The sequence below is a fragment of the Rothia sp. P7208 genome, from assembly GCF_048512915.1.
Taxonomy (GTDB): domain Bacteria; phylum Actinomycetota; class Actinomycetes; order Actinomycetales; family Micrococcaceae; genus Rothia.
Genome location: NZ_JBLXXW010000005.1, coordinates 86,236 through 110,611 on the forward strand (window position 1 = coordinate 86,236; position 24,376 = coordinate 110,611).

Sequence of the window (24,376 nt, forward strand, 5' to 3'; positions counted from 1 at the left end):
TCTAAAGCGGCAGATCAAAAAGATCAGAACGAAAGCTGAATAAGAATGAGAAGATAGCCTGTATGGCTTCACAATATTTGCACCAACCACCGGTAGTTATTCGTTCTAAGATGTCGTACGTTTATCTAGCTATTGCTATTTTTGGTGCGTTGAGCATCTTAGCTGCTTGGACAATGACTGGACGAACAGACCTTTTAGTTCGTTCTATCCTGCCTCTGTTCTTTGCTGTCTATGCTACCTGGTATGTGATGTACTACCCCAAAGTGGTTATCGATGTGGAAGATGTTGTGGTAGTTAATCCCTTTGTGACTCACCGCGTTAACTACTCTTGCCTTATCGATGTTTCTACACGCTATGCGTTGACTCTCGTCACCGCTGAAAAAAGTTACTCTTCCTTTGCCGTAAGTGGTTCTGGAATGGCTCATTCTTTCAAAGCTCATCGTTCGGAGTCACAAGGATTGCCCGCCATTACTCCCCAACAAGACGGGGCGATTCGTCCTAGTGACTTACCTTCGACTCTCTCTGGCGCTACTGCACGTATGATTCGTGGGTATTGGCAAGAGCTTGTCGAAGATGGTGCGCTCGAACAGGTAGAACCTGTAGCTTCTAGCGTTCGTGATACCCGCGGAATCATCATCATGTGTGTTCTTGGGGGTCTCACGCTTATTCAGCTGTTCACTCTGTAATTATCAATTCTCACGCCGTTGGTGGTTAGCTCAGGTGTTTTTATCTGAGCTAACCACGAGGCGTCTAGTTATCTCGTGTTTCTTTACGGATAACTTCTTGGTCGTGTTCACGGGTCTCGTCGTCTGAGAGAGGACCAGAACCTTGGAATCCGCCTGATTGCATTTGCAAGGATTCTCCAGCGATACCCAAACCGTTTTCAGCTGAGTGCGCTACACGCTCTTTAGCTTTGCGTGGATTGAATTTCTTTTGACGCGGGTCAAAGGCATCGCGTAGGCCGTCGCCAATGAAGTTGATGCACAAAGAAATTGCGAGAATAAACAAGCCGGGGAACCAGAAGAGCCATGGGCGGGTTGCAAAAGCAGTTTGGTTCTCGGAGATAAGGCTACCTAGGGACCAGTCAGGTGCTTTAACGCCGAAGCCCAAGAAGCTCAAAGCGGTTTCGGTCAGAATTGCTGAGGACATCAGCAAGGAGATGTTTACGGTAATAACGCCGACAGTGTTAGGCAGGATGTGTTTGAAGATAATACGAGTATCAGAAGCACCTGCTAGACGTGCAGCATCCACGAACTCACGTTCTCGCAAGGACAGAAACTCTGCACGGACAAGACGGGCAAGAGAACTCCAGAAGAAGAAGCCGACAACCACACCTAAAGCGATGATTGCGGTTCGTCCATTGAAGTGGGTTCCTGCAATTTTACCGAGCACTGCGCTGATGAGCAGAAGCGGAATGATAATGATGACGTCGGTAAAGCGCATGATAATGGCTTCAACCCAACCACGATAGTAGCCGGCGAGTCCGCCAAGCACTACACCGATAACACCAGCAAGGATGCTAATAATCATCACAACAAGGAAGGTGTTTTGGATGCCGCGCATCGTCATTGCGAAAAGGTCGCGACCGGTGGCGTCCTGACCGAACCAATGTTCGGAGCTAGGAGCTGCACCATTGACGATAGGGTGCATGTCGGTGTATCCGGTATTCCACCATCCGGGGATTGGCCCGATTCCAAGTGAAGACCAAGAAAGGAGCAAGATGCCGATAATGATGATGAGTGAAACGACAGCGCCGGTGTTACCGAAGAAGCGTTTACGAACAATTTGTCCCTGAGTTTTTCCCAAGGTTTCGCGCTGGGTGATGTCGATGCTTGCCTCAACTTCGCGTAGTGCTGCAGTTTCGGTTGTCGGTTCTTTACCAGCATTAAAATCAACGTTTTTAGTTGTCATGCTTTCACCCTTACTCGCGGGTCGAGGATTGAGTAGACGAGGTCTGCAATGAGGTTGAAGACAAGCGCCATAATTGCGGTCACGATGAATACGCCCATGACGGGGTTAGGGTCGACTTGAGCAAGACCGTCAAGGAATAGTGTTCCCATACCTTTGAACGCGAAGATACGTTCGGTAATTGCTGCGCCACCGATGATAGAGCCGAAGTCCAAGGCAACGATGGTTGCTAGAGGAATGAGCGCATTCCGGAAAGCGTGCTTCATGACAACGCCACGTTCGGAGACACCTTTAGCACGTGCTGTGCGAATGTAGTCTTGGTTCATGATTTCGAGCATGGATGCACGAGAGTAGCGAGAGTAGCTTGCTAACGAGATGAGCGTTAGTGCAACGGTCGGAAGCAAGATGTGCGTCATGGTGTCAAGGTTAAGAATCCAGAAGTCACCGGTAAGGTTTGCGGTTGACGCATTTGCGGTGGGAATGGGGCGTCCACGGATACGGGAGTTACTGATGTAGTCCGGCCATGCTTGCATGAAGCGGTCTGTGAAGATTAACAGTGCCATGAGGAAGGCGGTTAGTCCGCCGACTCGCATATTTTGTCCGCGGTCGTATCCGCCAGCGACAAAGCCGAATCCGACACCGAGCAAGGTAAAGCACACGGCGATGATGAAGACCATCAAGAATGTTGCTTGGTTGAGAAGTGTCTGAAGCGGGAAGTAAACGATAAGTCCTAGTGCTACTGCTGCAATACCGCTATAGAGGGCACGGCGGTTTCTAATGCCGGAGACAAGAATTGTCATAACGTATGCGCAGAGTAGTCCAAGTACTGCTAGGAATGGAATGCCTAGTCCGGGGTGTAAGAACCAGTCGGTTACGGAGACGAAGAAAATAATGCCAAAAGTCAGTACGGCGCCGAAAAGACCGAGGCTGATTCGTGTTTTGGGTTTTCCGTAGGAAGCTGAGTACCAGAAGAGTCCGGCAACGAGAGAGATGAGCAGGTTACTCATCAAAGATACTTGCGGATTGGCGAGGAAGTCGTTGAAGCCAATCGCGAGGATTTCTTTGAGCAATACTGCAATCCAGAAAGATGGCAAGGAGAAGAACAGGAAGCTTGCAAAAGTGATGGTGTAGTCAAGCCCTGAGTACTGACGTAATGCTGAAACGATACCTAGGCTAATACCGATGAGAATTGCTAGAACGGTGGCAGCAAGAACCAAAATCAGTGTTTGGTAGATAGCGTTTGAGAGTAACTGTGTAACAGGCGTACCTGAGAGGTTTGTTCCAAAGTCGCATTGTCCGATCAGGCACTTGGAGACGCCAGTAATCCATAGGACGTAACGAACGGGGATTGGTTTATCTAAGTTCAGCGCTTCAGTGCGCTGAGCGATAAGAAGGTCTTTATTAGGGCTATTGCTGGTACGTAGCTCTGCCAGAGGATCGCCAGACAGAGCAGTGAGTGTAAAGACTAGGAAGGAAGCGGCAAGTAGGATAAAGACCGCTGTTATTAGTCTCCTCACGGTATAGGTCAACATGATGATTTCCTGAAGGGGTGAGTCAATGTGGGGAGAGTTTTAAAAAAATAAATAAACGTACGGCGTGGATGCCCAAGAAGATGAGCATCCACGCCGCCGTTGGCGTATAGCACTCAGTGCTAAGCGCTATACAAAGAACGCTGCACCTAGATAAGATGAGCCGTTGTTACTTGATGTCCCAATCAGCTGCGTTCCAGGTAGCAGGGTACTGACCTGGCTTAGGCTCAATACCGGTGATGGACTTGTTGTAAGCAACGAGGCTTGGGCTCTGGAAGAGAGGTAGGCCGTAACCGTCCTTGAAGAGCTCACCATCAGCTTGGATAGTAACCTTTTCAATTTCGCCCTTATCAACAGTGCTCATAACCTTCTTAGCATCTTCGTCAACGGTTGCATTGGAGTAACCGGTGAAGTTAGATCCGCCGTCGGTTGCGAAAATCTGTCCGAGGGATTCGTGTCCGACGCCAGGGGAAACCCAACCGAAGATAGAAGCATCGTAGTAGCCTTCTTTACCCTTGGAAAGTTCGCTAGCCCACTGCTCAGAGCCGAGAGATTCAACCTTGAAGCCTGCCTTACCAGCTGCTTCTTTAATCATCTGGAAGGTATTTTCACGGTTGCTGTTCTTGTTGTTGTAAAGAATCTTCACGGTAGGTGTTGCACCATTGAGAAGTTCTTTAGCCTTAGCAATATTTGCTTCAGGGTCAGTAATGGGGTAATCGCTGGAGTTGTTCTGCTTCACAGCATCTTCATAGACCTTACCCTGTGATACAACGAATAGTTCAGAGTTGAGAACGACTGCATCTGGCTGCATCGGTTTGATGAGCTTGTCGACAACATCCTGACGAGGAATGGTGAGCAAGAATGCTTTACGAACGTTCTCATCTTTGAAGACCTCAGAGTGGAAGTTCAAATCGAGGTGATCGTAGGAAAGGTCTGGTGCAACGTGAGTTTCTGCGTTGTCCAAAGCCTTAGCCTGAGAAACAGTATCGATAGATGCCTGAGGATTAATGACGTCTACGTCGCCGTTCTTCAATGCCTGAATCTGAGCTGCCGCATCAGGAAGAATTTTAAGGGTAATTTCAGAAATCTTAGGCTTGTTAGGGCCTTGATACTTATCGTTAGCAACGAGAGTAACAGACTGGTTTTCGACAACAGCGTCAAGCTTGTATGGGCCGTTGCATACGATGAGGTCTTCGCTTGGCATGGTGGTGGTGTTGAAGCCGGTGTTCCATGCGTCTGCGATTTTACGTAGGTCTGCGTTTTCTTCGCCGGGCTTAGCGTTCTTGATAACCTCTACGAGCTTATCTTCGTCCATGCCTGCGAGCTTAGCTACGACGTGAGCGGGGGTAGCGATTAGGTCGTATGCAACCTCCCAGTCAGCAAACTTCTGTGGGTAGGTGAAGGTAATGGTCTTTCCGTTGTCAGAGAGAACGGGAACGCCAGCGTTGCCTAGACCAGCGGTGTCGCCAGCATAGGAGAAGTAGGTGAGGTCTTTTTCGGCGTCGTCGAAGTGTCCGGAAAGAACAGCCCATGCCAAGAGGAGGTCACCTTCACCGATTTCATTGCCGTCAGACCACTTCATGTCGTCTTTAACGGTGTACTTAACTTCCATGCCGTCGCCTTTATCGGATTCCTCGTAGGTTCCGAACCAGTCGTTATGTACAACCTCAAGCTTATTGTTGATGGAGTAGAAACCGGAGGTGGTCATGTTAGTAATCATGCCGTTGGTGTCGACGTTACCGTCAGCAGAATTGCTATTGAGGGAGCTGAAGGTGTTCACGATTGCCATTGAGACAGATTTTGAACCCTTATCCCCAGAAGATGAGCTTGCATTGTTTCCGGTGCTTGCACAAGAGGATAGTGCAAGAGCGGATACGGCTGCGAAGCCGATGATGGAGGATCTACGTGAAATGCGCATTCCTTCTCCTTTTTCAATATGAGATGTTGTGTGCGACTACCAGAGCTCATCGTAGATGAACGACAGGCAACCTAAGTGACTGGAAACACATGTAAGTTTCATTGTAAACAAAACTTAACCAGTTGTACATGAAGATACCCTAAAACGAATCTTTATTCATATGATGAGAAAAAGCTAAATAAAGGTAAAATTTTTATTACCAAACACAAGCAACCCTCTTTAATCCCAAATAATCAAATCAATAAATATCATTTGACTAGGTTTTATATGGGTTACATCAATAATTAGTTATTTTCTTCGTAAAAGATTTATGTTCTTTTTAAGTGCCGTTTAACACCCTCTCCAAGCCCAAAAAATAATATGGAATTAACATACAAACAGGCGTGGTGTACACATAGTGGACACTTAAAACACAGAAGCCGGCGAGAAAACACCCCGCCGGCTTCATACAGCAAGCCTTACATCTTATTACGATAATCAGCAGTTTCGCCACTAACCTCAGCACGCACAGCACAAAGATTATGCGCAATCAGCTCCTCAGGATTCACAGGACGTCCACCAGCCGAATGAGGAGTAATCACCAAATTCTTCGTACCCCATAGAGGAGAATCCGAAGGCAAAGGCTCTTGCTTCACCACATCAACCGCAGCACCAGCAATAGAACCGCTCTCCAACGCCGCAATCAACGCATCCTCATCAACAGTGACACCGCGACCAACATTCACCACAAATGCGCGAGAAGGCAACAACTCCAAACGCTGTTCGTTCAACGCATTCTCCGTCTCAGCAGCAGCCGGAAGAATCATCACCAAAATATCGGTCTGAGGCAAATACTGTTCAATATCATCAACAGCAATTACCGGAAAACCAGCTCGCTCACCAGCAGAACGCGCCACACCCTGCACCTGAGCACCAAAGGCCTGAAATAAGCGGGCTGTACTTTGCCCAATAGAACCAAAACCCCAAATCAATACACGAGCACCCAAAAGGGTCGTGACCTTATCCGCAGGATGAAGCTCCTGAGGACCACCTAACTCCCCCGCCCAACGAGAATTATCTTGCTCCTCAGAAAGCAACGGCAAGAAACGCACAAAATTTAATGTCAAAGCCAGCGCATGCTCAGCAACGGTCAAAGAATGCAAGCCAATACCAGAACAGATAACCGCTTCATCACGGAAACCAGCCGCACGAGCCTGATCAGGTCCAGCAAGAAGAGCCTGAACCAACTTCACCTGAGATAAATTCTTCGCTGCATCTTGCAACTGTTCATTAGTATTACCCCAGCTAATCATGACATCGGCATCATAGTGCTCTGCAGGTAAAAGCTCAGTAGGGTCATAAGAAACTAGCGTATCTTCTGCCTGAAGACCAAGCTTCTGAGCGTCCAAAGGAATAATGGTAGGAGCAAGGATTTTCATATCAAATCTTCCATATCACGAGAAAATTAAACATGCCGTAAGGCACTCTTCTTAGATTATGTCTTAGAGCACACAGAATAAAAATATCAACACCCAAGTTACGACAAATACATCCACCCAACCAACACACATACCCCGAAGAAATATAAGAAAATACACTCTTCTAACCTGAAAAACTTTCTATAGAATAACTCTCGTGGACCCTCTTAACATCTTTGGACTAGCCCATCTACCTACGTGGTTAGCGTTAACACTCTTCATCCTCGATATCACCTTACGTATTATCGCAATCTGTTGGCTACCCTATAACCGCAAACCCGTGGTTGCTCTCGGCTGGCTCATGGCAATATTCCTCGTCCCATATATCGGGTTTGTTGCCTTCTTGCTCTTTGGATCTTCCCGACTACCACGACACCGAAGAATCCGACAACGCACCATCAACGACATGATGAAAGAGATACTCGCATCCAAAAATGCTGATGAAGAATCCCGTTCCGTCCTCGGAGCACATGGAGAACTCCCTGAACCAGCACGAGTAGCAGCGAACCTCAACTACAAGCTCGGAGCGCTCCCCCTCGTCGGTGGCAACACTTTCACACTCATCAAAGATAACCACCAAGCTATCCGACAGATGACAGAAGAAATCAATCGGGCAGAACGATACGTACACTTCGAGTTTTATATTGCCGCCTACGACAACACCACCAAACCGCTATGGGATGCGCTTCTTGCAGCACACCAACGCGGAGTACTGGTCAAAATCATGATCGACCATTGGGGCTCTCGAAAATACCCCAATTGGAAAAAACTCTGCAAACTCCTTGACGACTCCGGAATCAATTGGCAACTCATGTTGCCCCTGAAACCATTCCAAGGTAAATGGCAACGACCAGACCTACGTAACCACCGCAAAATCGTCATTGTCGACGGACGCATCGCATTCTCCGGCTCACAAAACGCTATCGACCGTTCCTACAATCTACCTGCCAACCTCAAAAAAGGACTCGTCTGGCAAGACCTTACGTTCTCATGCACCGGCCCCGTTGTTGAAGAACTTAACGCCGTCTTCATCTCAGACTGGTACTCCGAAACACGAGAACTACCACTGAACGAAATCGAAACAGCTATTCCCCGTGTACACAGCGGAATGTTGGCACAAATTGTTCCATCGGGCCCCGGATTCGAAACGGAAAACAACCTACGCCTCATCAACTACCTCATTTACAATGCAGAACGACGCATCGTCGTCTGCTCCCCCTACTTCGTCCCAGAAGAAACACTCTTACAAGCACTCACCAATGCAGCACTATCAAAAATTGATGTCACCCTCATCGTCTGCGAAAAAGGAGACCAGTTCCTACCCAATATGGCTCAACGCTCCTACTACGAGAAACTTCTCCACGCCGGAGTCAACATCAAACAATATCCCGGGCCAACCGTATTGCACTCAAAATACATGTTTGTAGATGACCATCTCACCTTCATTGGATCATCAAACATGGATCCGCGCTCATTTGCGCTCAACCTCGAAGTATCCACCTTCATCGTCGATACAGGAATGGTTAAAGAGTTAGAAAGCATCTCTGAAGAATACATCTCTCAATGCAAAACCCTCCGATACGACGAATGGGTTGCCCGCCCCAACCGTATCAAGGTCGTAGAAAATATCTGTAGGCTCTGGTCATCGCTCCTTTAAAAGATTAGGGTTCTCTCTGATATACCCCCTACACCAAAGAGAACCCTAACATTGCGAATCATTACCAGAAGAAAAACTCTTATAAACGCTCTGCCTGATTCTGAGCCAAGCTCAAAAACTGACGGGCAGGAGTGTCAGCAGCATTAGGACCACCAGCAAAAGCGCCACGATATGCTGCCGCAGGATGACGCTCATTCACACGTGTATGCCCCACACCAAAAAGATTCTCACGCAATGTATTCCCCTCATACTCTGTGCGATACCGGCCACGCTTTTGAAGCTCAGGAACAACAAACTCCACAAAATCTTCAAAAGAGCCAGGAGATACATGGTAGGCAAGGTTGATACCATCTAAATCTCCCTCGTCAATCCAGCGCTCCAACTCATCGGCAACAGTCTGAGCAGAGCCAACAATTACATCACCCATACCACCGATAGCGCAATGACGAGCAATATCAGCACGAGTCCACTTCGTCGTCTGAGACTGCAAGGTAAAAGGTGTCAAAAAGGATTGAATGGATTCCGTCTTGACATACTCAAGAATCTCGTCCTCATCAAATGCTGAAAGATCAACACCAGACCAACCACCAATAATTCCTTGAGAAGACTCTACATCCACATATTTTAAATAATCCTGATACTTCTGCTGTGCTTTCTCGTCTGTCTCGTCGACTACCACCGAAAGCATGGCAAGAATCTTCACATCATCACGACGCCGACCGGCACGTTCAGCCTCATCGCGGATACGAGAGGTCACGTGTCTGGTCAAATCTGGACGTAACGCAGAAATAAAAATTGCTTCGGCATGTTTCCCCGAAAAAGCCTGACCGCGAGAAGACGCACCAGCCTGAAAAATAACGGGAGTACGTTGAGTAGATGGTTCCGTCAAAGAAATTCCAGGAACTTGAAAATACTTGCCTTGATGCAAGATAGGATGAATTTTCTCAGGATCTGCGAAAATCCCGCGCTGACGGTCACGTAGCACCGCTCCGTCTTCCCAAGAGCCTTCCCACAACTTATAACAGACGTCGAGAAACTCGTCGGCAATTTCGTATCGTTCATCATGCTCAATCTGACCGGCAAGCCCCTGATTCTCTGCCGCAGATTGAAGATAAGAAGTCACCACGTTAAAACCAACACGACCACCCGTTAAATGATCTAACGTCGCATAAGAACGAGCCAAAGTATAAGGCTGGTTATACGTCACGGCAGCTGTCACTCCAAAACCAAGATGTTCCGTGACTGCTGCCATCGCCGAAATCTGTAAGAACGGGTCACCTACCGGTACCTGTGCACCATCACGAAGTACGGGTGCAACAGAATCCTTATATACGTCGTATACGCCCACCACATCAGCGATAAAGACCGCGTCAAAAAGCCCTTTTTCGCACACTTGAGCTAAATCTGTCCAATATTTAATGGTGTTATATTCATCGGCTCGCGAGCGCGGGTGACGCCATAAGCCGAAGCTTTGGTGGCTTGTTGTTGTCATATCAAACGCATTGACAACGATACGTTTTTTAGAAGAAGACGGTGTCGTAGTGGGTTGTTCTGTCGTGGCGGTATGAGTTGCCATAAGTTTTTTCCTTTGCGTTCTTAGAGGAGAGAGCCCTCCTCTATGAGGCGTGGCATGTCGAAAACCATATTTTTCGGTGTTGATATGCCCGACGCATAGGCGCCGTATTTGCCGTTGTGATTATTTTGAGCCGGATCTTCATCTGGGGCACCCCGCTACGGAAAGAGGGTTGCCGTCCAACGAGCCAGAGCTTGACGTTGGAACTCGTGATCGCTGGGTTTAGCTTATAAAAAGTTCTTCTTGGTACCCAAGAGCTTCAGTGTTTATTGCGGTGGGTGACGTTCGCTAAGGAATATGACTCTATGCAACGTCATGTGTTCATCTGCTGGCAATGGAAAGTAACGTCTAGATGAATGTGTACGGAAGGTATTACGGTAGAACTCGTCTAAACCATCCAGAGCGACTGAGAGACCTGGCTCTAAGACGTCGCAGCAACCTCGCTTATGCGGTGGTGCTAACGCCAGAAACGATGGGAGTATCGATGTCGTATTGTTCGTCTTTTTCTTATTCAGACCCTCGAAATCAGGTGCAGAATCCGGCAGATGTTTCGGATCAAGAACGTATTGATTTTTGGGCAAGGCAGGCGCGAGAACGTCTTAGTTGGGGGAAGCTATGGGATGAGGATAAAACGCATGAGTTTATTCCTCCTCGTTTAGTAGACGTTCGTGAAGATGGTGTTCAAGAATTTTCTGTTCCAACGATTAAGTGGTTTGAGGGTGGTCAGCTCAACGTTGCCTATAACTGTGTGGATAGGCATGTAGAGCAAGGTTTTGGCGACAAGGTTGCGCTTTTCTTTGAGGGTGAACCTGGTGATCGTGAAGCTATCACTTATGCTCAGTTGCAACGCCGTGTGGCTCAGGCGGCACATGGTTTAGAGCGTTTGGGTGTGGTTAAGGGTGATCGTGTTGTTGTTTATTTGCCGGTGATTCCTGAAACTATTATTTTTGCTCTTGCCTGTGCGCGTATTGGGGCGATTCATTCTCTTGTTTTTGGTGGTTTTTCGGCGGAGGCTTTGAAGTTTCGGGTAGAGGATACTGGTGCCAAGGTATTAATTACAACTGATGGTCAGAATCGTCGGGGTAAGGTTGTTCCGGTCAAGTCGATAGCGGATGAGGCGTGTTCGTCTGAGAATAATATTGAGCATGTGGTGGTGGTGAACCGTACCTCAGCTACCGAGCAGGAAAGACAGAGTGTTCCGTGGTGTTTGGGGCGAGATGTTTGGTATCACGATTTGATTGAGGGTGTTCCAGATACGCATGATTACCCATTGCATGATGCTGAAGATCCGTTATTTATTATTTATACGTCGGGGACAACGGGCCAACCTAAGGGTCTTGTTCATACTATGGGCGGGTATTTGACGCAGACGGCGTATTCTCATGCGTTACTTTATGATTTGTTGCCTGATGTTGTTGATGCTGATGGTGTGCTTCGTCCTGATGAGTTAGCTACTCGTAATGATTGGCAAAAAGTTGCGGATACTGTTCATTGGTGTACAGCCGATTTGGCGTGGGTGACAGCTCATACTTATGAGATATATGGGCCGTTGGTCAATGGCGTGAGTCAAGTAATTTTTGAAGGTACACCTGATACTCCTACTTTTGAACGGCATTTTGAAGTGATTGAACGCTATGGTGTCACAAACTATTACACGGCGCCAACGTTGATTCGTTCGTTGATGGGGGCTTTCCCGCATGGCCCAGAGTCGGGAAAATATGATTTTTCGTCGGTTCGTCTTTTGGGTTCTGTGGGTGAGTCGATTAATCCACAAGCTTGGTATTGGTTACGTGAGCATATTGGTTCTGGTCGTGCTTCCTTTATTGATACGTGGTGGCAGTCTGAGACGGGTTCAACGATCTGTTCTCCTCGTCCGCATGATCCTCAGTTTGCGCCTGAGGGGACTTTTGAGCAGGGTACTCCAGGTATAGCTGTCAAACCAGGTTGTGCTACTCGTGCTATTCCGGGGGTTTCTGTGCGTGTTGTTGATGAGCATGGTGAGCCGGTTCAGACGGGGGCTCAAGGGTTCATTGTGGTTGATAAAGTGGGCCCGTCGATGGCTCGTACTGTGTGGAAAAATCCTCAGCGTTATCTTGATTCTTATTGGAGACATTATGGGGAGCGTGGCTGGTTTTTGGCTGGAGATGGCGCAAAGCAAGATGAGGACGGGGATATTTATATTCTGGGCAGGATTGATGATGTTATTAATATTTCGGGGCATCGTCTTTCGACAATTGAAATTGAGTCAGCTTTAGTGCGTCATGAGGCTGTGGTTGAGGCTGGTGTTTGTCCTGTTGAGGATGAGTTGACGGGGCATCAAGCAGTAGCTTTTGTGACACTTAGTGATGAGGGTAAGGCGTTGTCTTCTTCTGAGCTACGTGAGGTGTTGGAGTTGCATATTCGTTCTGAGATTGGCCCTATTGCAAAGCCTAAAGATGTGGTGGCGGTTGCTGAGATTCCTAAGACTCGTTCGGGGAAGATTACTCGTCGTTTGTTGTCTCAGTTGTATGAGGGGAAACCTCTAGGAGATACGTCGTCTTTGCAAAATGATGAGGCGTTGCGGGATATCGCTCAGGTTTTGTCTTGCTCATAAGGGCAGGCAAAAATCATGGTTGTTTCAACAGTATCGAGATGTGAGTGTACTAATTCACTAACATCACATGATTATTTGCGTGGTTGGAGTCTTTCATCCTAAGAACCTCTATGAGAGATGCTCTCATAGAAGAATATCCTTACTATCCGCTTTAAAAACGATGTTCGTGAAAGGGCGGCTTACCGTGTGTGGTAAGCCGCCCTTTCGGACAATGCTACCTGTACTGATGGTCTGTACATGCTGTAGCATGTATCGGTATTTATTGAAGTCATTCTATCGATATGAAACGTCAGAAAGAGGCATGCGTATGCAGGTATGGGATCCAAGCGTGCTCTTTAGAGTGGTCGATGTAGCAGCAGTTGTTGCTAATGGTTTGCTCGGTGGCGCAGTTGCTCGCGCATTCCGCTTTGATGTTGTAGGTTTTATTCTCTTAGCGGTGCTCTCTGGTATGGGTGGAGGGCTCATCCGTGATGTTCTTCTTAACACTGGTTTACCCGTTGCATTGACTGATTCTGCGTATTGGGCGGGTGCTCTCATCTCAGCATTGTTAGCGTACTGTATTGATTTGGGGAGTCGTTGGGCTAACCGTGTTTTAGTTGTTGTGGATTTTCTGGGTATGGGTTGTTGGGCCGCTACAGGAACTATTAAATCTTTAGGTATTGGGCTTCATTGGCTTCCGGCTATTGCCCTTGGTGTGGTGACCGCGGTGGGCGGTGGCGTATTGCGAGATATGATGGTCAACCGTGTTCCAGCTATCTTGGGAGGTAATTCTCTCTATGCGACAGTAGCGGTTGTTGGCGCAGCAGAGACTGCTCTATGTACGACACTTTTTTCTTCTCCTAATATTGGGATGGGCATATCAATTATTTCGTGTCTAGTTTTTGGGCTTCTTGCGCGCACGAGGCGTTGGCAGTTGCCGGAGCCTGTTAAGCTTTCTGTTCCTCGACCACGTTTCAGACGTAAAAAACCTGAGACTCATACGATTGCTGGTGAAGGCTGGACGCCGGGGAATCCTCTTACCGAGAATTTAGAAGTTATTCCGATGAGCCAGGTCAAAAGAACATCACACAAGTAATGACATACCTGTTTTTAACGGTGATATATTGCAGAACCCCGCAGCTAGTCTGCGGGGTTCTGCATAGGGTTGAGGCGTTGTGGGTGGTAAGAGGTTTTAACCGTCGATATACCTAAATTTTGTAGGTGACGACGTTACTCAAAGCGAGAGCTCCGCCGTGTGCGGCATCTTGATAACGTCCAAAATGAACGTATGCTCCGCGATATGTCGTATCGGCGATGAGCGTAGAACGCGCCCCCGCAACATCAATAATGATGTTTGATGGTCGGACGATAATTTTGCCACGAATATCCTCACCTGCGACAAAAGGTGTACGAGGGCGCAAGGTTACTAGTGGTGTTAGGTGCGCTGATCCAGCGTCAACACGTAGCAGCTGAACGACATCTCCTGAAACGTATGCACCGTTTTCATCGATGACGGATGCACCGGGGCGAATAGCTACGATGTATCCGCCGCCACGAGAGTTTGTGGTATCGAATTTTGCGGCGATACCAAAGGCTGAATCGTCTTCTCGCCCGAAGGCAAGATAACCGTATTGCCATGTTGTTTGAGGGAGGGCGTCTTTCCACTGCATTGTGAAGTTGATGACGTAACTATCAGCGGTGGATGTGCGGTGAGCTAATGGGCCTAGAAGGATAGAGTCGTCATAGGCTTGTTGATGGACGAGTTCACCGTTTTCCCAGCGGGGTAGGTTCACAACGTCTTGTTGTCCAGCCGGTAGCATGCCGTGTAGCCGTCTGCCTTGTTCTAGGGCAAGGTTGGGGCTTGTTGTTCTTCCGCTGAGCCAGAAGGGGTCTGGCGACATGAATCCGCGAACACCTAGGGATGCAAAATGTTCTTGTACCCAACGACGGTGGGTTTCCCAAACGATAACGGGTTTTCCGAGATTGATAATTTGTGATATTTTTTCGTCGCTCATGGAGCTTTCAGTACGTCCAATGACGGTTTCGAAGAAGGGCACTCCCAGCATGTCGACGTTATCTGATGATGCTAATTGCGCAATGTCTTCGAAGGAATCGTGTGCGTCGAAGTAGCACCAGGTGGTGAAGCCTGCTTCTTTTGCGTACCGAATGAAGCCGTTGTTGCCGTCGAATTCGCCTTTACCGTTGCGGAACATTTTAATGACGACTTGGTCTTGCATACCGCGGGCAGTTAGGAGTTCTAGCAGCTTGGGTTGACCGGCAGAGTCTTTAGCTTCAATGAAGAGAACAGCGGAGCCGCCTACGGATTGGTAGGGGCCGCCGGCTTCGGTTGCGAGGATGACGCCGAGGGCTTCTTCGAGGGTGGTGATGTGTACGAGGGGTGTGTTAGGTCCGAGGAAGTCTCTCATATCAATGAGAGGGCGTTTAACTTCGGCGAGGGTACTTGTGCTGACATACCCTGTTTTTTCGGTGGTGGTGCGGCGTAGTGCGTTGTCGTGCATACAGACGAGTTCTCCGTCGGCGGTGGTACGCACTGATATTTCTACAGCTTGAGCGCCTTTGAGGATGGCTTGTTGATAGGCGTAGGCGCTGTGTTCAGGGTTGACGTCTCCTGCCCCACGGTGTGCTATGACGAATTGTTCTTGTGAGAGGAACTGTTCAACGAGTGTTGGTTGTGGTTGTTCTTCTGCGGTGTGGTTCTGTTCTTCTGCGTAGGCTGTTGTTGTGGCGGCGCTGAGTCCGAGTGTTGTGGTGGCTCCGGCTACCCAGCGGAGTGCGGTTCGACGGGATAAGCCATGAGAATGTTGTGGTATCGACATGGAGACTTTCTAAAATATGAGGTTATAGGGCCCTTGGGTATAAGGGTAATGTGGTCAGTTAGTTTTTACCAGATACGGTATCTGGAAAGATTATTCTCTCAGATAATGTTCTTGATGAGTTTTATCTCGTGATGTTTTTCTAGTTCAGGTTCTTCCCTGATTATGGCAAGGATTCTTTTGAGGAAAACACAGAGTTGCTTATTTGATTCTCAAAACTTTTTTATTTTACCAATAGTTTTCAAAGAAAAATTTTCAGTTTTAGAGTTGATCATGAAAGCTGTCAAAACTGAAACCACGATAATACATCGTAGATACTTTAGACAACACTCTGCAAAAAAGTTTCACTATTTTAAAAATCTTTATTTTTGAGCTGACCTGCGACGTCATTGATTTAAAGTTCAATTAATAATGATATTCGTCATCGTGTCGAGATACTCTAGAGAACAATTACCGTATAATCTCTAACGTCAAATATTTAAATATTTGCGGCCGCTTCTTGCGGTAATCATCTGTGGACATACCACGTATGAGAATCATTATAAGAATTATTCTCAGAGGTTTTCTTGGGGAAGAGAATCGGTAGTTCACATCTACGCAGGAAGGTGCTGACATACTTTGGGGAAGGTCATGTCAGCACCTTCCACCGCGTAAGAAACAACAAGCATAAAAGACTCATGCTCCTCAACGCAAGAAGGAACATGAGTCTTTTATGTATCTCAAGAAAACTATGCTGTTATTTGACGGCGTGAACTGACCACACCAGTATTAAAACCGGCAAGATGCAAACCCCCATGAAAACGGGCATGCTCAATTTTGATACACCGGTCCATCACGACATGCAATCCAGCCTGCTGGGCAATCTCGGCGGCTTCTTCATTCCACAAACCTAATTGCATCCACACGGTTTGAGCGCCGACCGCAATCGCTTCACGCACCACATCAGGAAGATCCTCATGGCGGCGAAAAATATCAACAATATCAGGAGCTTCAGGCAAATCCGCCAAAGTAGCATACACTTTCTGCCCTAACACCTGTTTCCCTTTCTGCGCTAACAGGGGGTTCACAAAAAAGAGCTGGTAATCGGCAGAAGAATTCAAATACGTTGCCACAAAATATGATGAGCGTGAAACTTTATCGCTCATACCGACAATAGCGACACTGTGACTACGACGAAGAATCCCTAAACGTTGCACAGCAGATGGTGCTTCCCACGTACGCTTCGTAGACATTAACGCACCTCCTGAGCAGAATTACCCTGTGATAATGATTCTTGGGTTCGCAGAATCTTTGCCCCATAATGGTCTTTACCCGTTGCGGCACTCAGCGCCTGATCTAAGTCCCATACAATGTCATCAAGGTCTTCTAACCCCACAGAAATACGAATCAAATCCTCCCCTACCCCAGCAGCGTCAAGTTGCTCCGCGCTGAGCTGCTGATGAGTTGTTGATGCAGGATGCAATACAAGCGTTTTTGCATCGCCAATATTCGCTAAATGTGAAGCTAACTGAAGATTCTCAATAAAGCGCGCACCAACTTCACGAGCAGAATCTTCAGCGCCTGCAACAACACCAAAGGAAAACACAGACCCAACCCCTAAAGGCAGAAGTTTCTGCGCCCTCTCATAATGAGGATGATGAGCAAGACCAGCATAATTGATATAGCGAATACGGGCATCTTCATCAAGCCATTGAACAAGGCCTTGAGTGTTCTCCAGATGGGCGTCCATCCGCTGAGCTAAAGTTTCAACGCCTTGAAGCAAGTTAAATGCTGCTTGAGGACTTAAAGACGGGCCAAAGTCACGTAACTGTTCAGAACGCAGCTTCGTTAAGAATCCATATTCCCCAAAGTTGCCCCACCATGAGATGTTGTTATAAGAGGGAATTGGTTCTGTCATTGTAGGAAATTTTCCATTAGCCCAGTTGAAGCGGCCAGATTCCACCACAATACCGCCCAGAGTTGTCCCGTGACCACCAAGGAATTTCGTCATCGAATGAATCACAATATCTGCACCATGTTCTAGTGGACGAATTAGATACGGCGTTGAGAGCGTCGCATCCACCACCAAAGGAATGTTGTGAGAGTGTGCAATAGCGGCAAGACCTTCAAGGTCGGCTATTTCTCCAGAAGGATTAGCAACAACTTCGGTGTAGAGAGCCTTCGTTTCAGGGCGAATTGCATTCTCAAAATCTTGGGGGTCAGTTCCTGACACAAAAGTCGTATCAATACCGAATCTTCGCAAAGAGACATCAAGCTGGGTAATCGTCCCACCATATAGTTGAGAAGAGGCAACAATATGGTCTCCACTTTGGCAAAGAGCCGCAAAGGTAATGAACTCGGCGGCCATTCCGGAAGCTGTGGCGACAGCTCCAAGACCACCTTCAAGAGAAGCGATACGTTCTTCTAAAGCAGCGACAGTAGGGTTTCCAAGACGTGAATAGATGTTGCCGTATTTTTGGAGAGAAAAAAGGTTGGCGGCATCTTGTGCGTCGTCAAAAACAAAAGAGCTTGTCTGATAAATCGGGACGGCGCGCGCCCCGTGGATCGCGTCAGGGGTAGCTCCGGCGTGGAGGGCACGAGTGCGAAAACCAAAGGTATGTTCAGCCACGGTATCTCCTCAAATGATGTAGTACTGACGGGTCAACCCGTCACAAGACGTACCCCTATCTTGGCTGATGCACATCAGCAATGCACCATCGTGACGGCACATTGCTGATATTGCGTTTTATTGAGTTTTTATCGTTAAAAGTTACGTTATAACCTCACACAGGAACATCATCTAGATGTGATAGTCCGTAGTGTCATAGATATTCAAGAACTTTTGAATACGCTCCGAACTTGAGTTGAAGAACCCAGATGGGGCTCCCTCGTACACTATTTCTCCTTGGTCTAAGAAAATAATACGGTCCGCAACTTTCTGAGCGAACGCCATATTATGGGTGACCACAACTAAAGAGCGGTTCTCTCTCGCCAAAGCAATCAGGACTCTAATCACTTCGGCTTCTAGTTCGGGATCTAGTGCACTTGTTGGTTCGTCAAAAAGTAGATAATCCGGATTTACGGCTAAGGCACGAGCAATGGCGACACGTTGCTGCTGACCTCCTGAAAGGTGGTCTGGGTACGCGTCCGCGCGATGTTTCATTCCTACTTTGTCGAGTAGTTCACTAGCAAGAGCTTCAGCTTTTTCAGCGCTCAGGGTGCCGTTGAGCACGGGAGCTAAAGCCACATTTTTGAGTGCGGTGTAATGAGCAAAAAGGTTGAATTGTTGAAAGACCATCGCAGAGTGTGACCGAATTCGGCGAATGTCTTCCGTCTCAAGATTTTTGCTCAGGCTGACCGTATCAGAACCGATTGTTAGCGTTCCTTCTTCTGGTGTTTCAAGAAGATTTAAGCAGCGTAGCAATGTTGATTTACCAGATCCAGAGGGGCCAAGAATTACGGTAGTTTCACCATCATGCACATCGAAAGAGAGGTTTTTGAGGATGGTCTGTTCCCCGAAACTTTTTGAGATGTTTTTGACACTAAGCATGGGAACTCCTAATGTACCGGCTACTACGTTTTTCGAGGACTCTTTGCACCGCAGAAAGAGCGGTAAAGATTATGAGATATATCAGTGCAACCTCAACATACATTGCTAATGGTTCAAAGGTTCGTGCCGCTACTTGTTTTCCTGCTTGGAAAAGGTCAATCAAAGAGATGGTTGAAACAAGTGAAGTACCTTTTACTAAGTCAATGAGGTCATTACCTAATGGTGGTAAAGCAATACGTGTAGCTTGAGGAATAACAACATGTCGTAATGTTTGTTGACGTGTGAAGTTCAGCGTTTGTGCTGCTTCAAATTGTCCACGTGGGATAGATGCCACCGCTGCTCTAAATGTTTCTGCAACATAGGCACCAGTATTTAGACTTAAGGCAACGATGGCTGCCGTCCACGGGTCAAAAGTGATTCCTATTTTAGGTAGACCATAAAAGATGAGGAATAGCTGAACAAGCAGCGGTGTCCCTCGAAAGAACCATACATATCCTCGTGACATCCATTGGAGAAGGAAGAAACGATGTGTTCTTAGGGCGGTTGCCACCAGCCCAATCAGCAGTGCAAGGATGAAGGAAACAACTGCTAATGGGATGGTGACTTGAATGGTTGCGATGAGTAGTTGAGGTAAGGATTCTGTCCAGAGGTTTAAAAAGTGGTCCATAATTTATGAGTTTTTAGGGGTGAGGTCTATACCCACGTATTTTTCGTAGATGGCTTTGATGTCGCCGTTGGTGAGGTGACGTTCTAAGGAGTCGTCGATAGCTTTTTTGAGTTCTGGTTGATCCTTAGGCATGAGAATTGCAGCTTCTGAGGTTCCGCCGAGTTGCCCGTCAAGAAGTCGAATAGGTGCTTCGGGGTGCTGTTGTTTGTAGATTTGGAAGGTGACAGCATCATTACCGCAGCAGTCTACACGTCCGGAGAGGACTTGTTCGATAGCCTCGTCAAAGCCGGTGACGGTGACGATGCGCGCTCCGGCAGTTTCTAGGAGTGTACGGAAGTTTGAGGTTTCAGATGAGGCTGCGGTATGCCCTGGGATGTCAGAGATGTTGCGCAATTCTGAAGAGTCAAGAACAGCTACTTTGCCTTCTGAACGAACATAGGTGGTAGAAAAGTCGTATTTTTTCTGTCGTTCTTCTGTTGGGGAAACATTGTTGATGACGATGTCGTAGCGGTCTGCGTCTACTCCTGCGATGAGCGAGTCCCAGAGCGATTCAACATATTCTGCTTTAACACCTAGGTCTTGGGCGATGAGGTCTCCGATTTCTTTTTCCATGCCGACGAGGTTTCCGGATTCATCGTGGTAATTCCAGGGGCGGTAAGTTCCTTCCATGCCGATGCGGATAGTGCCTCGTTCTTTAATCTGTTCCAGACGGTTGGTTTTTTGCGCCGGTTGGGAGGATGAGCATGCGGAGAGTAATCCGGCTAGGCTGAGGGCTCCGGTCAGGGCGATGGCAGAGCGTCTGTTCAGGGTGTTTTTCATGGGTTATTCCTCACGGTGTTGTTGATTTTTATATGGGATAGAAATTTTTAGGATGCGTTGAGTGCTGTGGTGAAGTCTTCGAGCAGGTCTTCGTAATCTTCGATTCCTACGGCTACTCGGATAAGCCGTGGGTGCACTCCAAACATGTCAAGGTGTTCTTGGGTGTAAGCGCCTTGAGTCATTGTTGCAGGTAGACATACAAGAGATTCAATACCGCCAAGGCTTACAGCAAAGCTGAAGATGTTGAGGGCTTCGATGAATTTTTGGATATCGTGTCCTTCTGCAAGGATGAAGGAGAATACTGCGCCTTGGCCTTGTGCTTGTTGAGATTGAATTTTTGTTTCTTCTGCGCTTGCAGAGCCGGGGTAAAGGATACAGTCTACTGCGGGGTGTTTCTTGATGGCTTGAATGAGGCGTTGTGCGTTCTCTTGTTGGCGCTCTAGGCGTAGGCCGAGAGTTTTAACGTTTTGGAGTAGACGGTAGGAGTCTGCAGGTGGGAGTATTCCACCGAGAATGAGTTGTGCTTTGTGAAGTTCTTCAGCTAGCTCAGGGTTATTTGTTGAGGCGACTCCGCCGAGGAGGTCAGCATGTCCAGCTAGGTATTTTGTGGCTGATTGTACGGTGATGTCGGCGCCGAGTTCGAGGGGTCGTTGCAGGTATGGGGTTAAGAAGGTGTTGTCGACGACGACGATGGCCCCGTTTCGGTGTGCAATCTGGCTGATACGTGTAATGTCGCTGACTTTGAGGGTGGGGTTTGTGGGCGTTTCGAGGAACACCATGGTGACGTTATCTGAAAAGTCTTCATCGGAGAGGGTCGTGAAGTCTGCAATAAATTTGACGTGTGCTCCGCGTTTGGGAAGTTCTATGGTGGCAAAGCGGTAGTTTCCGCCGTAGCTGGGCATTCCCATCAGAAGTGTTTCGCCGTTGCGTACGAGTCCTAGTGCGGCGGAGCTTGCTCCCATTCCAGAGGAGTACACGTAGCTGTATTGTGCGTTTTCAAGTTGCGCCAATGTGGTTTCTACGGCGGTTCTGGTGGGGTTTGAACCGCGTTGGTATTCGTATTCTCCGGGTGTTCCGTCGCTAGGTTGTGTGAAGGTGGAGGCTAGATAGATAGGAGGAACTATGGCATTTTTTTCGAGGTTATGTACGGCATGTATTGCTCGTGTGGTGAACCCTGCCATGTTTTCTCCTGAGGTGTAGGCGTGCGTTATCGTTGTGAGAACAAGCCTATATCCTCAGCAGTCAAATTGACGAGTTTTTATGACGCAATTGTTACGAATATTATTTCTACTTGTCAAATGCGTTTTTTATGGGCAAAAAATATATTCCTCCAAAAGTATTAATTTTTTATTGCCAACCTCAGCGCCAAAAACGGTTCCGCGCGTGAATAGCAGAAGGACGAATCTGAACCCACGAAGGACACTGCAAACGCACAGCCCTTTCACAATCAGTCAACGCCACAATAATCGACTCACACCGTTGGTTGAAAGCGTGAACATACCCCTTAGCAACCACCTGCCCCGGAAAATGACGATGCATCTTCGACACAGAATCCGAGGACTCTTGAAGACCATGCCCAGAATGTCCCGGAATATGTTTAACAATCACACGATAATCACGAATCGCTTCAGTGAGTTTCATCATCTCAGCAACAACTAAATGATCTTGAACACCCTCATTTACCCATTTTTCAAAAGAGCAACGGTTATGGGCAAGACGCAAGACAAACGTCAAAGCCCCCAAAGAATCAGTATGAATCACTAGCTGACGCCCAGGGTGATAAAAAATATTAAATGCTGCCAACATGGCAGAAAGCTCACCAGTCATAATATTCGTCGCATCATAATGCAAATGGAAGTAGAAGCCTTCTTCGCTGACACCACCGATACCCATACGACCGCCGCGAGAATACTGCTTGTTCTTTGAAGCGCGGAAAGAACAGTCTGTAAAAACCTCATATACGGGTAATTCTTCTACAGGACGTTCACGTTGGTCTTCTTCTTTCTCCTGACGAGCTATCTCGGCAGCACGCTGAATATGCTCATCCAGAATTTTTCGGTCACAATCACTCGTTAACCGGATATGTAATTCCCCCAAAGAATATGAGTCTTGAGGATTCAATAATTTGTCGATAGGACGATACTGCATAATGGTGCGTAACGTTGGAAACTGCTGAAAAAGAAGCTTCAAATAGCGCACATGAGCAGTAACCGTCACCAAATTATTCTTATAGAGCGCTGGGATATACTCCCAACATTTAAGAATCGCTCTGCCAATCATGCGAACATGTGCCTCATCGCATGGCTCTAAAAGTGAATGAGAACAAGAGTCCGTCACCGGCTCAATCTCAAGTATTTCTCGATCACCGTTCTCACGGGAAATAAATATCAAACATGACAGCCCTGTATAACATCGTCCTTTTTCTTGAATTGATTCCATTAAGAGCGCGATAACAGCTACTCCTAAGTCTATAAACCCTTCTGGATACGAGGATGTATAGTCTGGGGCTTCCCATGTAAGCGTAGTTTTTTTAATATGTGCTGGTGATATTTTCATCTTCTCCACCTCCTTAAGTTGGAATGTTCCATCATTAAATATGTGGCGTGATGCCATCTGTCGAGCGGCTAACCCGCTCCTTATGATGCGCTGATAAATCGTTAAGATTTTTACTGATAAAACACTACGCAGGTGCAAGAAAATTATTCAATATTTAGGGTAAAGACTAGTAGAGGTGCCTCATTCTTAAGGCTTTACGTATGGTTGTTGAGTCATCGCACTATCGTTTGCACATATATCCACACCTAGCTACGTAATATTGCTATCAGGTGTTTCCTCAGCGTTGCGCGTGTATTCAAAACAGGCGCTTGTATCATGAGGTCTAAAAAACAGCGAACAGAACATCGCGTGAACCGCTCTTATGAGAACTTAGAGCAGTAGCTTGTCCTCGAGATACGACAAAGCATATAACCAATTTCTACCCCCTTACGTTCTTTAAAACAGTTATCCCATATATATCTTTTATATCTTTTCTATGTGAACGAATCAACACTTTTTCTCTGCAAGAGCAAAAAGACAGAATATCCGCAGACAGCTATCATGGAATGTCCCACGTGCTGATACGCCCCTCGTCATCAGCCTCAAGCGGTGATAGGTTGATACCCCACACACAAGGAACCAAACACCCATATACTTTAAGGAGCATCATGATCGGCGTGTACGCACAAGCAATCATTAAAACCACCCATGCCCAAGAGTTTGAAAAAATAGCGCAGCACCTTGTTGACAAAGCTCAAGAAGAACAAGGTATGGTCAGCTATAACTTTGGGTCACTAGCCACCGAAGAACAACCGGCAGAACACCGAGAATACGCATTCATCGAACGATGGGAGTCCATCGAAGACCTCGAAACTCATATGGATACTGAGCATTTCAAAAAAGCTGACCAACAATGCCAGCGCCTTCTAGCATCTCCCATGCAAATTACCATCTATGAGCTTCCCACAGCGTCCTAACTGCTGTTAGGCTCTAAATACACCACATAATATGAGCCACATCCCAACCATTCTCATGTTAGGAGCAAAACCATGATTGGTGTTTTTGCCAAAGTATCCATCAAAGCAGAATCTATCGAAGCATTCGAAAAATCTGCACACACCCTCGTAGAAGCAACACGCTCCAACGATGAAGGACTCATCAGCTACGACTTTGGAACTCTCTCAGAAGAAGGCACCGAAGGCGAATACGCCTTCATCGAACGCTGGGAATCTCATGACGCACTCAAAGAGCACATGGGCAAAGAGCACTTCACCACAGCTGTTGGTGAGTGGGAAGAATACCTCGCAGAGCCCCTACAGGTAAGCGTCTACGACTTCTAAAAATTAGCACTGTTCCTCAAGGATGAGAGAAACAGAGC

Annotated in this window: 19 protein-coding genes and 2 riboswitches; of the genes, 6 read left to right on the forward strand and 13 right to left on the reverse strand. The window is 47.3% G+C overall.

Features of this window, described 5'->3' with window-relative positions; translation table 11 throughout:
- The first annotated feature begins 62 nt into the window (after nucleotides 1–62).
- Nucleotides 63–686 (forward strand): hypothetical protein, encoded by a 624-nt coding sequence (locus ACN084_RS06290; RefSeq protein ID WP_419103859.1) that lies wholly within the window; start codon nucleotides 63–65, stop codon nucleotides 684–686.
- 64 nt (nucleotides 687–750) lie between these two features.
- Here the strand turns inward: ACN084_RS06290 and ACN084_RS06295 are convergent, their stop codons facing one another.
- From ACN084_RS06295 to ACN084_RS06310, 4 genes are all read right to left on the reverse strand, one after another.
- A complete protein-coding gene (locus ACN084_RS06295; RefSeq protein ID WP_419102310.1) occupies nucleotides 751–1,911 on the reverse strand; it encodes an ABC transporter permease in 1,161 nt (386 codons plus the stop codon).
- A complete protein-coding gene (locus ACN084_RS06300) occupies nucleotides 1,908–3,440 on the reverse strand; it encodes an ABC transporter permease (RefSeq protein ID WP_419102309.1) in 1,533 nt (510 codons plus the stop codon). The genes ACN084_RS06295 and ACN084_RS06300 overlap by 4 nt, the downstream gene beginning before the upstream one ends.
- Nucleotides 3,441–3,606: 166 nt before the next feature.
- Entirely contained in the window at nucleotides 3,607–5,355 is a 1,749-nt protein-coding gene (locus ACN084_RS06305; protein WP_419102308.1) for an ABC transporter family substrate-binding protein, read from the reverse strand.
- Between the two features lie 458 nt (nucleotides 5,356–5,813).
- Nucleotides 5,814–6,773 carry a phosphoglycerate dehydrogenase gene (locus ACN084_RS06310; protein WP_419106262.1) on the reverse strand — a complete coding sequence of 320 codons (960 nt, stop codon included), beginning with the start codon at nucleotides 6,771–6,773 and terminating at the stop codon, nucleotides 5,814–5,816.
- A gap of 196 nt (nucleotides 6,774–6,969) precedes the next feature.
- On the opposite strand from ACN084_RS06310, the gene cls reads away from it, so the two are divergent.
- Nucleotides 6,970–8,469: a cardiolipin synthase gene (cls, locus tag ACN084_RS06315; protein WP_419102306.1), complete on the forward strand. Its 1,500-nt coding sequence runs from the start codon at nucleotides 6,970–6,972 to the stop codon at nucleotides 8,467–8,469.
- Nucleotides 8,470–8,548: 79 nt separating this feature from the next.
- Here the strand turns inward: cls and ACN084_RS06320 are convergent, their stop codons facing one another.
- A complete protein-coding gene (locus ACN084_RS06320) occupies nucleotides 8,549–10,045 on the reverse strand; it encodes an LLM class flavin-dependent oxidoreductase (RefSeq protein ID WP_419106263.1) in 1,497 nt (498 codons plus the stop codon).
- 99 nt (nucleotides 10,046–10,144) lie between these two features.
- Nucleotides 10,145–10,257: riboswitch (SAM riboswitch) on the reverse strand.
- Nucleotides 10,258–10,432: 175 nt separating this feature from the next.
- A riboswitch (SAM riboswitch) is annotated at nucleotides 10,433–10,521 on the forward strand.
- Between the two features lie 5 nt (nucleotides 10,522–10,526).
- Here ACN084_RS06320 and ACN084_RS06325 point away from each other — a divergent pair.
- Together ACN084_RS06325 and ACN084_RS06330 are read left to right on the forward strand one after the other, a co-directional pair.
- Complete coding sequence (locus ACN084_RS06325) at nucleotides 10,527–12,635, forward strand: AMP-binding protein (RefSeq protein ID WP_419106264.1); 2,109 nt, start codon at nucleotides 10,527–10,529, stop codon at nucleotides 12,633–12,635.
- A 301-nt stretch (nucleotides 12,636–12,936) separates the two neighbouring features.
- Nucleotides 12,937–13,710, forward strand: coding sequence for a trimeric intracellular cation channel family protein (locus tag ACN084_RS06330; RefSeq protein ID WP_419106265.1), 774 nt, complete (start codon nucleotides 12,937–12,939; stop codon nucleotides 13,708–13,710).
- Nucleotides 13,711–13,822: 112 nt separating this feature from the next.
- Here ACN084_RS06330 and ACN084_RS06335 read toward each other — a convergent pair whose 3' ends face one another.
- From ACN084_RS06335 to ACN084_RS06370, 8 genes are all read right to left on the reverse strand, one after another.
- Entirely contained in the window at nucleotides 13,823–15,451 is a 1,629-nt protein-coding gene (locus ACN084_RS06335) for a glycerophosphodiester phosphodiesterase (protein ID WP_419106266.1), read from the reverse strand.
- 725 nt (nucleotides 15,452–16,176) lie between these two features.
- A complete protein-coding gene (locus tag ACN084_RS06340) occupies nucleotides 16,177–16,680 on the reverse strand; it encodes a CoA-binding protein (RefSeq protein WP_419106267.1) in 504 nt (167 codons plus the stop codon).
- On the reverse strand, nucleotides 16,680–18,056 hold the full coding sequence (locus ACN084_RS06345; RefSeq protein WP_419102300.1) for an O-acetylhomoserine aminocarboxypropyltransferase/cysteine synthase family protein: 1,377 nt from the start codon (nucleotides 18,054–18,056) through the stop codon (nucleotides 16,680–16,682). Before ACN084_RS06345 ends, ACN084_RS06340 begins: the two co-directional genes overlap by 1 nt.
- 171 nt (nucleotides 18,057–18,227) lie before the next feature.
- On the reverse strand, nucleotides 18,228–18,977 hold the full coding sequence (locus ACN084_RS06350) for an amino acid ABC transporter ATP-binding protein (RefSeq protein ID WP_419102299.1): 750 nt from the start codon (nucleotides 18,975–18,977) through the stop codon (nucleotides 18,228–18,230).
- Nucleotides 18,970–19,644 (reverse strand): amino acid ABC transporter permease, encoded by a 675-nt coding sequence (locus ACN084_RS06355; RefSeq protein WP_419102298.1) that lies wholly within the window; start codon nucleotides 19,642–19,644, stop codon nucleotides 18,970–18,972. Before ACN084_RS06355 ends, ACN084_RS06350 begins: the two co-directional genes overlap by 8 nt.
- A gap of 3 nt (nucleotides 19,645–19,647) precedes the next feature.
- On the reverse strand, nucleotides 19,648–20,463 hold the full coding sequence (locus ACN084_RS06360; protein WP_419106268.1) for a transporter substrate-binding domain-containing protein: 816 nt from the start codon (nucleotides 20,461–20,463) through the stop codon (nucleotides 19,648–19,650).
- A 47-nt stretch (nucleotides 20,464–20,510) separates the two neighbouring features.
- Entirely contained in the window at nucleotides 20,511–21,644 is a 1,134-nt protein-coding gene (locus ACN084_RS06365; protein ID WP_419106269.1) for a trans-sulfuration enzyme family protein, read from the reverse strand.
- Between the two features lie 178 nt (nucleotides 21,645–21,822).
- Nucleotides 21,823–23,019, reverse strand: coding sequence for an RNase H family protein (locus tag ACN084_RS06370; RefSeq protein WP_419102295.1), 1,197 nt, complete (start codon nucleotides 23,017–23,019; stop codon nucleotides 21,823–21,825).
- Nucleotides 23,020–23,666: 647 nt separating this feature from the next.
- On the opposite strand from ACN084_RS06370, the gene ACN084_RS06375 reads away from it, so the two are divergent.
- Complete coding sequence (locus ACN084_RS06375; RefSeq protein WP_419102294.1) at nucleotides 23,667–23,975, forward strand: putative quinol monooxygenase; 309 nt, start codon at nucleotides 23,667–23,669, stop codon at nucleotides 23,973–23,975.
- Nucleotides 23,976–24,047: 72 nt separating this feature from the next.
- On the forward strand, nucleotides 24,048–24,338 hold the full coding sequence (locus ACN084_RS06380) for a putative quinol monooxygenase (RefSeq protein ID WP_419102293.1): 291 nt from the start codon (nucleotides 24,048–24,050) through the stop codon (nucleotides 24,336–24,338).
- The last annotated feature ends 38 nt before the right edge of the window (nucleotides 24,339–24,376 follow it).